The 13,782-nt window shown below is 61.2% G+C and carries 10 protein-coding genes; 6 read left to right on the top strand and 4 right to left on the bottom strand.

All coding sequences use genetic code 11. From position 1 onward, the window contains the following. Positions 1-27 precede the first annotated feature (27 nt). Complete coding sequence (locus KU887_RS04435; protein WP_034200918.1) at positions 28-1,206, bottom strand: glycosyltransferase family 1 protein; 1,179 nt, start codon at positions 1,204-1,206, stop codon at positions 28-30. Positions 1,207-1,599: 393 nt separating this feature from the next. Between KU887_RS04435 and KU887_RS04430 the strand changes: the two genes are divergently transcribed. The 6 genes from KU887_RS04430 to KU887_RS04405 all read left to right on the top strand — a co-directional run bounded on the left by KU887_RS04430 (position 1,600) and on the right by KU887_RS04405 (position 7,552). Beyond that, positions 1,600-3,045, top strand: coding sequence for a mannose-1-phosphate guanylyltransferase/mannose-6-phosphate isomerase (locus tag KU887_RS04430; RefSeq protein ID WP_077020317.1), 1,446 nt, complete (start codon positions 1,600-1,602; stop codon positions 3,043-3,045). Positions 3,046-3,169: 124 nt separating this feature from the next. Further along, positions 3,170-4,246: a glycosyltransferase family 4 protein gene (locus tag KU887_RS04425; RefSeq protein WP_269781035.1), complete on the top strand. Its 1,077-nt coding sequence runs from the start codon at positions 3,170-3,172 to the stop codon at positions 4,244-4,246. Positions 4,247-4,318: 72 nt separating this feature from the next. Then, positions 4,319-5,158 (top strand): Stf0 sulfotransferase family protein, encoded by an 840-nt coding sequence (locus KU887_RS04420; RefSeq protein WP_258254786.1) that lies wholly within the window; start codon positions 4,319-4,321, stop codon positions 5,156-5,158. A gap of 52 nt (positions 5,159-5,210) precedes the next feature. Then, positions 5,211-5,612: a transposase gene (locus KU887_RS04415; RefSeq protein ID WP_211145382.1), complete on the top strand. Its 402-nt coding sequence runs from the start codon at positions 5,211-5,213 to the stop codon at positions 5,610-5,612. Next, positions 5,609-5,950, top strand: a complete 342-nt coding sequence (gene tnpB, locus KU887_RS04410) for an IS66 family insertion sequence element accessory protein TnpB (protein ID WP_036047966.1) — start codon at positions 5,609-5,611, stop codon at positions 5,948-5,950. The genes KU887_RS04415 and tnpB overlap by 4 nt, the downstream gene beginning before the upstream one ends. Positions 5,951-6,001: 51 nt before the next feature. Then, on the top strand, positions 6,002-7,552 hold the full coding sequence (locus KU887_RS04405; protein WP_258254781.1) for an IS66 family transposase: 1,551 nt from the start codon (positions 6,002-6,004) through the stop codon (positions 7,550-7,552). Between the two features lie 203 nt (positions 7,553-7,755). On the opposite strand, the gene KU887_RS04400 is transcribed toward KU887_RS04405, so the two are convergent. From KU887_RS04400 to KU887_RS04390, 3 genes are all read right to left on the bottom strand, one after another. Continuing rightward, entirely contained in the window at positions 7,756-9,975 is a 2,220-nt protein-coding gene (locus KU887_RS04400) for a glycosyltransferase (protein ID WP_258254780.1), read from the bottom strand. Positions 9,976-9,985: 10 nt separating this feature from the next. Next, the gene (locus tag KU887_RS04395) at positions 9,986-11,008 is read right to left on the bottom strand and encodes a hypothetical protein (RefSeq protein ID WP_143262335.1); all 1,023 of its coding nucleotides are present in this window, start codon (positions 11,006-11,008) and stop codon (positions 9,986-9,988) included. A 632-nt stretch (positions 11,009-11,640) separates the two neighbouring features. Next, the gene (locus KU887_RS04390; RefSeq protein WP_258254778.1) at positions 11,641-13,704 is read right to left on the bottom strand and encodes an acyltransferase family protein; all 2,064 of its coding nucleotides are present in this window, start codon (positions 13,702-13,704) and stop codon (positions 11,641-11,643) included. Positions 13,705-13,782: the final 78 nt, after the last annotated feature.

Here is a 13,782-nt window from a genome sequence, read left to right as displayed (position 1 = left end):
TCGCGACATGCGATCGTCCAACAGCCTTCAGGCGCCCAGAGAACGGTAAACGTCGCACGTTTTCTCTACCGTTGACGCCCAGGTGAATTGGGCCGCCCGCAGCAGCCCCTTCCCCCCGAGTACGTCACGCAACGAGGCATCGTCGGCCAGACGCGAAAGCCCGTCGGCGATCGCGTCGATCGAGCGCGGATCGACCTCCAGTGCGGCACCGCCTGCCACCTCCGGTAGCGATGTCACGTTCGACGTCAGCACCGGTGTGCCGCTTGCCATAGCCTCGAGCACCGGCAGGCCAAAGCCCTCGTAGAGCGATGGATAGGCAAACAGCGCAGCCGACGCGAACAGGCGGGCCAGATCGTGGCGGGACACGTAGCCAGGCACGATCACCTGTCGGGCCGCGACGAGCGGCGCGATCGCGCGCATCAGCGTCGAATTCATCCAGCCGTCGGCACCGATCAGCACGAGTGGAAACGCCTCGCGCACGCCGGCCGGCATCCGGCAGAACGCCTCGACGAGCCGCGGCAGGTTCTTGCGCGGCTGCAGCGTGCATACCGACAGGATGAAGCCGCGATGGCGCAGGCCATGCGCCGCCAGCACGGCCCCGCAGTCGGCCGCATCGTATGGACGGAACAACGGGTCGACGCCGAGGTGGATCGCGACCACCTTCTCGTCGGGCAGCCCGAACAGGTCATGAAGCGCTCGCTTCGTGTAGTGACTCACCGCGATCACCGTCTGCGCCTGCGCGAGCGTGCGCGGGAGACCGCCGTCAAGATACCTGACGGCCTCCCGCGGATGGAACTCCGGATGCGGCCGGTGCGACACATCATGAATCGTCACGACCGTCGGCCCCCGGTAGCGTGACGCGATGAAATTGGTCTCATGGTACAGATAGCCGCGGCGCGCGAAGTCGTCGCGCAGACGCGCGGACGAACGATCGCGCAAGAACGTGCGCGCCTGATAGGCGCCCGGGATGTTGCGCGCGGCACGGATCGCGGCCGCCAGCGGCCTGTGGGCAGCGCGCGTGACGGGCACTGTTTCGTCGTGAAGCAACGCCTGCAATCCGCCATTCTCGTGGATGGCTGCCCCAACCCATCCGGCCAGCGCGTCGACGTCGGGCCGCTGCAACAAACCTTCCAGCAGATGCTGTGTGTAATAGCCGACGCCGCTACGCGGCGGCCGCAGGGAATTCAGGTCAAAAAGCAACTTCATGCAGTCGGCGCACAAGCGTAGGGTGAAAATCGGCAATGGGCACGGCGGCCCGTGCGTGCCGCGGGGAGCGCCCCGTCGATTCGACGGTGCGGCTGCGGACGCCGGCCAGGACCTCTGGAAAAGTCGCCCGTCCACATGCAGCGTCGGCGCACGGCGATGGCCCACCCGACGGGCGCCGCGCCGGGATACCCGCGTGAAAGTGCCGCCATTATGACGACAAACGCCGGCAAAAACCATGCTCGCAGCCGGTACCCCGCGCGGTGCCGAAATAATGGGGCGCGACCGACAGGCAACCGTGCAAATTCGGTAACCATATGTACTCGAACGGAATTCCGGGGCAGGGAATTCGGCTAAAATTGCCGTTTGGCTTATTGAATGGCGCCGCTCAGTCTCATGAACATTATTCCTGTCATCATCTGCGGGGGCGCAGGCACCCGCCTCTGGCCGGTGTCCCGCGAAGCGTTTCCGAAGCCGTTGCTCAAGCTGGCCGACGGCCAGTCGCTGCTTCAGAAGACCTACTTGCGCGCCTGCGGCATCCCGGGCGTCGACGAAGTCCTCTTCGTAACCAATCGCGATACCTACTTCCTGACGAAAGACGACTGTGCAGAAGTTCGGCAGCCCGATGTGCGGGTGGGCTTTGTCCTCGAGCCCGTTTCCCGCAACACGGCGGCGGCGATCGAGGCAGCGGCAGCGGTCGTGCGGGAGCGGCACGGGCCGGAAGCGGTCATGCTCGTGATGCCCGCCGATCACCTGATCAACGATCTCGACGCGTTCAATGCGGCAGTCCTTCGGGCCACGCAGGCTGCAGCTGCGGGCAAGGTCGTCGCGTTCGGCGTGAAGCCCACGCGCGCGGAAACGGGCTTCGGATACATCCAATACGAACAGGGCGGTGACAACGCCAGCGCCCATGACATCGTGAGCTTCGTCGAAAAACCGAATCCCGAATTGGCGGCCCGACTCGCAGTCGACGGGAAGCACGCGTGGAATGCGGGGATTTTTTGCTTCGCAGCCCAGACGATGCTCGACGAGATGGACGTGCACGCGCCTGAAGTCGCGGGCCCGGTACAACAGGCCATTCCCGCCGGAAGCTGGTCGAGTGTCAACGACGACTACGCCGTCGAGCTGGCGGCTGCCGCGTTTGCCACCGCGAAGGACATCTCGATCGACTACGCGGTCATGGAGCGCACGCACCGCGCGGCCGTCGTCCCGTGCGACATCGGCTGGAGCGACATCGGTTCGTGGCTCGCTATCAGCGACCTGACGCAACCCGACGCGCGAGGCAACCGGATCGAAGGTGCGGCGCTGCTACACGACACGTCCAATTGCTATTTCCGCTCCGACGAGCGGACGATCGGCGCAGTCGGCGTTGAAGACCTGGTTGTCGTCGATACGCCCGACGCCCTGCTGATCGCGAAACGCGACCGCGCGCAGGACGTCAAGCAGATCGTGTCTCAACTCAAGCTGACGAATCACGACGCCTATCGCGTGCATCGCACCGTACATCGCCCATGGGGCACGTATACCGTGCTCGAGGAAGGCGACCGCTTCAAGATGAAGCGAATTGTCGTGAAACCCGGCGCGTCACTTTCGCTGCAGATGCATCATCACCGCAGCGAGCACTGGATCGTCGTGCGCGGCTGCGCCGATGTGGTCAATGGCGAGCAAATCATTTCGCTGCAGCCGAACGAGTCGACCTACATCCCGGCCGGCCACAAGCACCGCCTGATCAATCCCGGAGTCGTGGATCTGGTCCTGATCGAAGTGCAGTGCGGCGAATACCTCGGCGAAGACGACATCGTCCGCTTCGAGGACGTCTATGGCCGCGCCCCTGCCGCCTGATCGCGGACAGGCAGAAAAAACCGGGGCGGCACAGCCGCCCCTTCCCTGTCTCGCCCGCGTCGGCCCGGCAATCTGAAGCCCTATGCACGTTTTACATTTCTACAAGACCTATCGCCCGGACTCGATGGGCGGCGTCGAAGAACTCATCGGCCAGGTCTGCTCGGGGGCGAGCAAGCGCGGCGTCACGAGTGAAGTCCTGACGGTCAGTACCGACACGAGCTCCGTCGATTTCGGCGATCACGTTCACCACCGGGCAAAGGTCGATCTCCAGGTCGCGTCGTCGCCGTTCTCGATGGCCGCGTTCCGTCGTTTCGCCGACCTCGCGAAGCGAGCCGACGTCATCCACTACCACTTCCCGTGGCCATTCATGGACGTCGTGCATTTCGCGACCCACTCCGGCAAGCCCGCGCTCGTCACCTATCACGCCGATATCACGCGGCAGAAATTCCTGCTCCAGGCGTATAAGCCATTGCAGCGTCGCTTCCTGAGCGACGTCGACCGCATCGTCGCTACATCACCGAATTATCTCGAGACGAGCCCGGTACTCCGGCAATACAAGGACAAGGTCGAGGTCATCCCGATCGGCCTCGACGAGCGCCGCTACCCTGCTCCCGATCCCGCACGCATTGCGTACTGGCGCGATCGTGTAGGGCCGAAGTTCTTTCTCTTCGTCGGCAACTTGCGCTACTACAAAGGGTTGCATGTGCTGCTCGACGCGCTCTCCGGCTCGTCGATGAAAGCGGTGATCATCGGTGCCGGTCCGGTCGAGAACGACCTGAAGGCGCAAGCCGCGCGACTCGCGCTCGGCGATCGCGCAATTTTCGTCGGCGCCGTTCCCGACGAAGACAAGGTCGCACTGCTGAGCCTGTGCCATGGACTGACGTTCCCCTCGCACCTGCGCGCGGAAGCGTTCGGGATCTCGCTCGTCGAGGGCGCGATGTTTGGCAAGCCGCTGATTTCCACCGAAATCGGCACCGGCACATCGTTCGTCAACATCGCGAACGAAACCGGACTCATCGTGCCGCCCGAAGATCCCGCCGCATTTCGCGGTGCCATGACGACGCTGTGGGACGACCCCGAACGCGCCGCTGTATTGGGCCGTAATGCACGCGCCCGATTCGAACGGAACCTGACGTCCGACCAGATGATCGAACGCTACGTCGACCTCTACCGTCGACTGGCCAGAAACGACCGGACGTAGCGCGTATCGCGCATTGGCTGGACAGTTGATGGCAACGCGCCGCGCTGTTCCAGCCCTTTTTCATTGCACGACATGTCGCAGTTCACCGATACCGCCACGCTGCGCGCCCGCCTCGAACAAGCGGGTATCCAGCGCTCTTACACCATTGCGTTCACGCCGCGCTGCGGCAGCACGGCCCTGTCGAATGCACTGAGTCACGCCGGCATAGGTCAACCGACCGAGTATTTCCAGTACCCGTACGATGCGCAGTCACCGTTCAGGCGCGCGCCGTCCGATGATTTCAGCCGCGACCTCGAAGCGCTGGTTCGAGAGCAGAGCGCGAACGCCATCTTCGGCGCGAAGATCATGCACGACCACCGCGCTCACCTCGACGACTGGCTCGAAAGCAGCGTGGCCGGCTACACGACCCTCGATGACATACTGCCGAATCATCGCTGGATCTATGTGCGCCGCGACGATTCGATCGCGCAAGCCGTGTCACTATTCATCGCGGACGAAACCGGCACATGGCATCTGCCTGCCGATGCCAACGCCCCAGAGCCCGACGTCCGCTATGACTTCCTCGCCATCCTTGCGAAATTGATGATGTTGCAGTCGCACGAAGCAAACTGGGACGCGTATTTTCGCAAGACGGGCATCCAGCCGCTGCGTACGAGCTATGAAGCGCTGTCCGATGCGCCGTCACAGCTGCTCGACTCGATTGCTGCGCATCTGGGTCTGCCAGCCGATCGGCTGGCCGGCGTTCAATTGACCCGAACCGGTGGCCTGAACAAGATTTCGAATCGATTCGCCGACCTGTACGAAACCATCCGGGATCGGTTTACCGCAGATTTCCTCGCGATCGGCCGCCGGGACAATCGTGCAACATATGGGGCCGATCGTAAGCGCTCGACACGTACCGTCTGTTCATGAGGGCGCGGCACCGGCAATCTGATTCCCATCAGATGTAATGGGAATCAGATTGATGAAGCCAGTGGTGCATGGAAGACAACCGGGATCGAAGAACTACACGAAGGAGTTTCGGGAAGCGGTTGCTGCCGAAGCGAACGATCCGAATCGCTCGATTGCCGAGGTAGCGCGTGCACACGGCTTGAACGCCAATATGGTCGCGCAGTGGCGAAGAAGCTTACTCGATACGCAACCTGCACCGTCAGTACCAAACATCGCGCTGCTACCGGTTGATGTGGTCGATCTGCCTGCGAAAGACATCCCACATCACGCTCTGCCGCAAACGCCGGACGTGTCGGCGAGCCCGGCGATGCCGCCAGGCTGTGAAATCGAGATCGAGGTCGGCAAACGACGTATTCGTATCCGCGGTGTGTCGCAGGAGTTCGCCGAACAGTATTTGCGAGACTGTCTGAAGTGATCCCGCCGAACACGCGAATCTGGATCGCGGCGGGCGTCACAGACATGCGTTCCGGCTTCAACTCATTGGCCGCGAAGGTGCAAACCGTGCTGGAGAAGGATCCCTACAGCGGGCACGTGTTCGTGTTCCGGGGTAAGCGCGGCGACTTGCTGAAGTGCTTGTGGTGGTGCGACGGTGGCCTGTGCCTGCTCTCGAAGCGCCTCGAGAAAGGACGTTTCGCGTGGCCGCGCGCCGATGCCGGTGTTGTTGCGCTGACGACCGCTCAGCTCGCGCTCTTGCTCGAAGGTTTCGATTGGCGGCAGCCGATCGATGCGGTACGCCCGCGAAGCGCATTGTAAACGTTCATTACGCGTGGAGAGCTTGTGGGTGGCGTCGTGTAAGCTCACCGCATGTCCGCTGCTCCCACCGATCTCCCCGACGACATTGAAGCGCTGAAGGCGATGGTCGCCAGCTTGCGCGAGCAGCTCTCGTCGCGCGCGATCGAGATCGAACATCTGAAGCTGACGATTGCCAAGCTGCGCCGGATGCAGTTCGGCCGAAAATCGGAGAAGCTGGATCGCCAGATCGAACAGCTTGAATTGCGGCTGGAAGACCTGCAGGCCGATGAAGGCTCGGTCGATATGGCCGCGGTTGCTGCAGTGAAACGGCCGAGTCGCGAAGGTGTCGGGCGCAAGCCGTTGCCCGATCACCTTGAGCGCGAAGAGCGCATCCATCTGCCCGCCGATGATGACTGCCCCGATTGCGGCGGGCAACTCAAACCGCTGGGCGAAGACGTCGCGGAACAGCTCCAATACGTCCGGGCGCACTTCCGCGTGATTCGCCACCGCCGTCCGAAGCTGGCCTGCGCATGCTGCGATCGCATCGTGCAGGCCGCGGCACCGAGTCGACCGATCGATCGTGGCATCCCGGGTCCGGCGCTGCTCGCGCACATCGCCGTGTCGAAGTTCGCGTACCACATCCCGCTGCATCGCCAGGCAGTCATGTACGCGCGCGACGGCGTCGAGATCGATCCAGGTGCGATGGGGTATTGGATGGGGAGCATCACGGCGCTGCTTGCACCGCTGGTCAACACCGTCCGCCTATACACGTTAGCCGGCGGCAAGGTTCACGGGGACGACACGCCGCTGCCAGTGCTGGCGCCCGGCAACGGTCGCACAAAGACAGGACGCCTGTGGGTCTACGTGCGCGATGATCGGCCGAGCGCTTCCGAAGAGCCGGCATCAGTCTGGTTCGCCTACACGCCCGATCGACGGGGCGAGCATCCCCAGCAGCATCTTGCAGACTTCACCGGCGTGCTGCAGGCCGATGCGTTTGCCGGCTATGCCGAGTTGTATCGCGGCGGCACCATCCAGGAAGCTGCCTGCATGGCCCACGCTCGCCGAAAGATCCATGATCTACATGCCGTCCGCCCCAATGCGTTAACGGAGGAAGCGCTGCACCGGATCGGCGCGCTCTACAAGATTGAGGAGCAGATCCGTGGCAAACCACCTGATGAGCGGCACAGTGTGCGCCAGGCGCGAGCGGTGCCGCTGCTCGACGACATGAAACGCTGGTTCGAAGCAACGCTCGCCACGCTCTCTGCAAAATCCGACACGACCAAGGCGATTCAGTACGCGCTGAATCGCTGGCCGGCGCTCATCTACTACTGCAGCGACGGGCGTGCGGAAATCGACAACCTGATCGCCGAGCGAGCACTGCGCGGCGTTGCACTCGGCAGACGGAATTACTTGTTCGCCGGCGCCGACTCCGGTGGCGAACGTGCCGCCGCGATGTATAGCCTGATTGGCACGGCGCGCTTGAACGGCATCGATCCCGAGGCGTATCTCGCCTACGTGCTTGAGCGCGTCGCTGACCATCCGATCAACCGCATCGACGAGTTGTTACCGTGGAACGTGGCGTCGTCGTTGCCCTCTACTGCCCGCGTCGAGCCTATCCGATAGCATCGCGCTCCCGTCGTCAACGATCTACGCTACGGTGCTGGTCGAGTGCTTACGGCCGATCTCGATCGCTGGGTCGATTTCTTCGGCAACCGCCGGTGGCGCGGCAACGAAGACCAGTAATGGCCCGGGCGCCGCAGCCGTGAGGCCGGGGCGCCCGCATCGTGGCATCGGATACCTGCCGCGAGCGGCAGGCAAAACGCATGTCAGGCCGCGCGTGCAGCGGCGCGGGCACTTGCAAGTTCGTACAGCTCCACACTCTTGCCAGCCATCTCGCCCGCCGTAAACCGCGTCTCGAAGATCTGCCGGCCACGCTCACCCATCGCAGTACGCCTGATAGGATCACGCACCAGACGCAAGATCGCCTGCGCGAGCGCATCGGCGTCGCCGGGCGGCACCAACAACCCGTTGGCGTCATGCTCGATGACTTCCGGCATCCCGCCTGCCGAGCATCCGATCACCGGCTTGCCGACACGCATCGCTTCCAGGAATACGAGACCGAAGGACTCGAACCGGCTCGGCGCAACGAATACATCGCAAGTCGCATAGGCCTCGTGCAATGCATCGTCGCCGATGCGTCCGTCGAACCTGATCCGATCGCGCCACCGCGAATTCCCGTGCTGCTTCTCGAACGCTTCCTTGTAGGTTCGGCCATCAGGCAGCTTCATCGAATCGTCGCCGACGATCCGGAACCGGACGTCGGGTACCGCGTCGAGCACGACCGGTATCGCCTGAAACAATACGTCGATCCCCTTCCGCGGCTCCAGCCGGCCAACGAAGAGGACTTCGATGCCAGCAGCCCGTTTCCCGTCCGCCCGAATGCCGACCGGCTCCGCCATTCCATGTGGAACGACGCGCGTGTTCGCCGTATTGAACGTGATGGCGTACAGGCGTTCGATCTCGCGCACGATTGCGCGACTGTTCGCCCGTACCGCATCGGCCTTCGTCATCAGCTCGCGTTCGAGCGCGAGCATCGGCATGCCAAACGACGCCATCCATTCCGCATCCTGCCGATGTTCAGGATGGGATTCGAGCCAGAAGTGCAGCGTCGTATGCAAGCTGGTGACGAGCGGCCACTTTCCGTCGAGCAGGAACGCGATGCCCTCGCAGTCCCAGATCGGAGACTCGATGACGTCGATGTCGCGATGCTCGGCAATCCTGCGGGCTTCCGCCAGCGCGGTCGCCGACCAGTTCCAGATGTGCTGCGGGATATTCCGTTCGACGGCCGCTGGCGTCCGGTCGATTTCGCGAGTCACGAGCCGGTGAACCCAGACGCCGTTTTCGAAGTCGACCCGATTCGTATCGGGACTCTGCGTGACGACGTGCACCATGCTGCCCTGCGCGGCAAGTGCTTCGGCCAGGTCCTTCGTGAACGTCGCGATGCCGCCGCCGTGATTCGGCGGAAAATCGCGCGAAGTCAGCACGACCGTGCGACCGTTGTTGAAGGTCTCGAACGGCAGGAATTCACCGGCATAGCGCTCGAGCTTGTGCGCGTCGATCATCGCATCGGGCTTGACGCCTTCGAAGCCTCGTTGCACGCCCGTGTCATATGCGCGCACGACGTCTTCCTCGAATTTCGTGACATCGGCGCGGGTCAGGAGGCCCTCGCCTTCGGCCCAGACGACTTCCCTGCGCTGCATGTCGACGAACTTGGAGAGCTCCTCCATCACGCGCTCGGTCGGGAAAAATTCGCGCGCATGCTTCAACGAGAAGTAGACCTTGTTCTTGATGACGGAATAGCGGTTGCGCACCACCTTGTTTTCGCCACGAAGGTTGCTGGGTGCGTACTTGTGATGCACGTACGCACACGGCAGTTGTGCGATCAGGTAGCCAGCGTCCACGATTCGCACGCAAACATCCGTTTCATCCAGGAAGTATTCGAACTCCTCGTCGAACCCGCCGATTCGCAATAGCGCCGAGCGCCGGAACGATGAGTTGCAGCCCAGCAAGTGCGGGATGCGCACGCTCTTCGGAAACGAAAGATGGGGTGACGCCTTCATCATGTGCAGATAGGCGTGCGCATAGCGGTCAACAACTGCGTACTTGTACTGGAAAGCGTAGCCCGTGTGGTCATAGACGAAACCGCCAACCGCACCGACCTCAGGATCGAGATACGGTTCGGCAAGCTGCATCAGCCACTCGGGCTCCGGAATTGCATCGTCATCGATGAACGCCACGACGTCGCCCCGTGCCATACATATCCCGACGTTGCGCGAGACCGATAGATTTGCGACGTCACATTTTCCGGCACGGATCTTCGGCAGCCACGACGCAATGACTTCGTCCGAGTTGTCGGTTGACGGCCCATTGACAACGATGACCTCGAATTCGCCCGGGTACCTGAGCCACCGGAAACTCTCGAGCGTCTTCCGGAGGACCGGCCCCCGATTCAACGTGTTGACGACAATGGAGATACGTGGATACACGGCCAAAACCTCAGGCTGCCAGCATGTGCGCCACCGGCTTTTTCGCCGTAATCTCAAACTCGTAGCATCGACCATTCTTGCGACCACGATCGACAATCGTCGGTGTCTCGAAGCCCGCCTCGGTCAGCAGCTTGATCATCGAATCCGGCGTGAACATGTTGAAATGGAAATCCCCATCGTAGTCCTGCCCGCCATACATCACTTCACGCAAGTCCTCGTAGGGATACGTGCCATTCGAGTATTCGCGAATCATCGCCTCTGCATCGGGTACGATCGCCTTCAGTTCCCCTCCCGTCCGGAGCAGCCCGAAGAAATATGGCAGCAACTCGCGACGCAGTTGCTCCTCCGGAAAATGTTCCAGCAGGTGCGCCGAGAAGATCTCGGTCAATTCGCCCTTCTCAAACGGCAACCCATCGACCTCCGACACGACGTCGACACCTGGCAGCGCACGTCGGTCCACGTTCAGGTAGCCATTCAGCGGAATGTGGCCACAGCCGAGATTCAGGCGAATACCATCGCGACGCGCGACTTCCAGCTTGTCCTGCGACAAGACTTCGGCCTTGACTCCGATCGCGTCGCCGTCTGGCTGGACTTCCCGTGCCCCGTAACGCATTTCGAACATCAGCTCGCGGCGTACGAACTCGATCCGGCCAAGCAAGTAATTGATAGACTGTGTGCGGTCAGCCAGCGCCGATTCACCAAACCCCATCCGGTCTCGCAAGGCCGACACGTCCGAGAGAAGTGCATCGACCTTCGCCGTCAGTTCATCGATATCCCGCGTGTGCTTTCGCAACGTCATCGGTATCGCATGCACGAGATTGTCGAGATCGACCTGATGATCATCTGCAGCGGACAGCGCGCGCAGCAGCGCCGGCAACTGGTCGGCCTCGAATACGTGCTGACGATGGTTGATGCTCGCCACCGATTCACGAATCTGCGGCAGGCGAACGATCCCGACGCCAATATGAACCAATCGTCCGATTACGGGCCAGCCAGCTACTTCGCGGGCAACTTTTCTAAGTTGTTCTTTCATCTGACCACAACGCTATAAAAAAGAATAATCAAACCCATCGCCCTCGCTGCACGCCGATCCCGCCGCTGCCGTTATGACGACAGCCCCCGACAGGCACACTTATGCTTCGCACCGGCACACGATACGCGGCGATCATCTCACCGTCGAACCCGTTACCGGTCCGACGAAAACGTGCTTAACCTCCGCGTTAGCGCAAATTCGTCGCAGGCTACGCATGGGCACCTTGCACCTGCAACACCACGTCCGTGGACTGACGACGATTCGAATCGTCGCACGTAGACGTTGCGGCCCACCGTAATCACGGCCGACCGGACCTCACATCATAAATCGGCAATACGAATATGTCTTCGGCTCGTAAACGCGCGTAAACACGGTCGCGGCAAAGATCGCGAGCGACTCGAACAACTGATAATCCTGGTGTAGCGAGCAAGCCCCATCATTCGGCAGGCTCATTCTGCGGGGCGCCCCCCAATCATGCGGCCCCTCGAAAATTGTCCCCGGCACACGACATGTCCAAACGCGACGAAACCGCAACCCCTGCGGAATGGCGTATGGATTCCTTTTGTAGTACACGGCATGGATTGCGACCCCACAATCCATGCCGTGTATTGTATTTTTCCTTTGCCTGCGTCTTACAGCAGTTTCAACATGAACGACTCGAAACTCGGCAAGACTTGCAGATTCCCGTATCCGCTGATATGGTCGCCATCAAAAAACAGCGGCCGGCGGCCTTCGTATGCCGAGCACGTTTTGTCCGAGCACAATGACGGCAATGGATCCCACGTATACACGCCAGGCACTGCCGCTTCCATCCGTGAATACGCTTTCAGAATCGGCGTCCGCATTTCGTCGATTTCGCTTCGGCTGATTATCGCCCCCCGTTCGCAAATCGGGTTATGTCGATTGAACCAATCGGAGCAACGATACGGAACCATTCGGAAAATCGGCTTCGGTGCCTCCAGGACGACCTTGCCACCACGCGTCTCGATATCGCGTAGCTTCGGAATGGCTTCCTGGACAGCCTGGTCCCGGCCTTTGTCTGCCTCGTCACCGAACAGCTGCTTTCTCGCGGTTTCGTCACCGAAATACGCCCATTGATCGATCATGCGGGGCAAGCGCAGAGAGGGCAGAAAAACAACGTCCCCCGGTTGCAGTTTGGTCAGCATGTCCTTCAACGCCGAATCGCCGTATTGATGGCAAACGGGATTGCCGCTCTCTCGCCAGGGCTGCAAGCTGAGAAATGGACAACCGGCATTGTTGTATGCATATACGGTGACGCCAGTTTGAACCACAAACTGCTTGAACATGCCGGAATAGGCCATCGCATGCGAATCACCGATCACGAAAATGCGATGCTGACTCTTCTGGGGCAGATCACAATTCTTGCGCGAGTAGGTCCAGAGCTGGCCGCCTTGCACATCTTGTTGTGCAACGTCGGTATGACACCCGGGGAATGAGGGATTCGTGTCGGTCCCGTACGGATACCAGTCATTCCCATTCCTAGTGACGGTGCTGAGCGAAAACCTCGGCTGAGCTTCGGCCATCCTCGCCGAAACCCACGCGCCCCCGCCCATTAAACACAATCCGAGTGCAACGACAATCAGACGCGGAATTCCAGCCGCGGACAATCCATGACGGAACGGCTCCTCGATGAAACGATATGAAGCGATCGCAAATGCAAAGGTCAACACGACGGCGCAAACAATCGCGACCGGCGACTCAAGCCCGGTCGTCCAGCGCGACACGACGTATATCGGCCAATGCCAAAGATAGAGCGAATAGGAAATCCGGCCGATGAAGCGAGCGGGAGCGCTTTCGAGAAGTGTGGAAATCAGGCCCGCGTGCTGCCGGCCATAGAGAAACCCCAACAGCCCGACCGTGCCGACGACCGGCAGAATTGCACCGGGAAACGGATAATGATCCGATTTCGAAATCACGAGCCCGACCAGCACGACAAGTGCCGATAGCCAAGCGCCTATCCTGGTCCACGTCGTGGCAGGAGCATGCGTCGATTCGGTCGTGACGAATCCGGAAAGCGCGAAGCATTGGTAAAGAAGAACACCCGCGGCCAATTCCCAGAACCGGCCAAAAATGAAATAGAACGCTTGCGTCTGATTGGTTTGCCCCAGCCAATGCCCCCAGGCCAACGAAGCACCCAATCCCGCCGCAATCAGGATGACGGACAGATGCCGCCAGTTCTTGCGCGCAAGCCAGGCCCAGAAGAGAAACGGGAAAGCAAGGTAGAACTGCTCCTCGACACCAAGCGACCACGTATGCGTGTACGGATTGAATTCAGCAGTCGGTGAAAAGTAGTCGTTGCCGCCGGCGCCCAGAATGAAATTGCTCAACCCGAAGAACGCATACAGCCCGGTCTTCTGACTCTTGTCGCTCAGGTAGGACGACGGAATGACGAGTGCCGACACGAGACCGGTCACCAGCAACACCACGATCAGTGCAGGCAGGATCCGCCGCATTCTTCGTGCATAGAAGAGCAGCAGGAGCCGCCCGGGCGATACCGAACCGAGGTTCGCGACAGACGAACTGACCACAAATCCAGATATCACGAAGAAGATGTCGACCCCCGAAAAGCCGCCGGGAAGCCAGTGCGCATTCAGGTGGAAAAGCATGACGGACAGCACCGCGAGTGCGCGTAAGCCGTCGATATACGGAAAGTAGGCTGTCTTCTCACGTGCCATTGTTAGATATCTGCGAAATAAGGTGCGTCGCTGTTGCCCGCTTGGTAAAACACGTCGCACGCGAGCGTGCACCCTTGA

This window comes from Burkholderia sp. EMB26 (assembly GCF_024730645.1).
Lineage (GTDB): Bacteria > Pseudomonadota > Gammaproteobacteria > Burkholderiales > Burkholderiaceae > Burkholderia > Burkholderia cenocepacia.
The sequence above is the reverse complement of the archived record's forward strand: the minus strand, read 5'-3'. Positions and strand labels throughout refer to the sequence as shown.

What these genes read in the sequence shown, in the direction of transcription:
- KU887_RS04395 (WP_143262335.1), bottom strand. Translation starts at nt 11,008, where the DNA reads ATGAAAGAACAACTTAGAAAAGTTGCCCGCGAAGTAGCTGGCTGGCCC.
- KU887_RS04420 (WP_258254786.1), top strand. Translation starts at nt 4,319, where the DNA reads ATGTCGCAGTTCACCGATACCGCCACGCTGCGCGCCCGCCTCGAACAA.
- KU887_RS04415 (WP_211145382.1), top strand. Translation starts at nt 5,211, where the DNA reads ATGAAGCCAGTGGTGCATGGAAGACAACCGGGATCGAAGAACTACACG.
- KU887_RS04425 (WP_269781035.1), top strand. Translation starts at nt 3,170, where the DNA reads ATGGGCGGCGTCGAAGAACTCATCGGCCAGGTCTGCTCGGGGGCGAGC.
- KU887_RS04430 (WP_077020317.1), top strand. Translation starts at nt 1,600, where the DNA reads ATGAACATTATTCCTGTCATCATCTGCGGGGGCGCAGGCACCCGCCTC.
- KU887_RS04435 (WP_034200918.1), bottom strand. Translation starts at nt 1,206, where the DNA reads ATGAAGTTGCTTTTTGACCTGAATTCCCTGCGGCCGCCGCGTAGCGGC.
- KU887_RS04390 (WP_258254778.1), bottom strand. Translation starts at nt 13,704, where the DNA reads ATGGCACGTGAGAAGACAGCCTACTTTCCGTATATCGACGGCTTACGC.
- KU887_RS04405 (WP_258254781.1), top strand. Translation starts at nt 6,002, where the DNA reads ATGTCCGCTGCTCCCACCGATCTCCCCGACGACATTGAAGCGCTGAAG.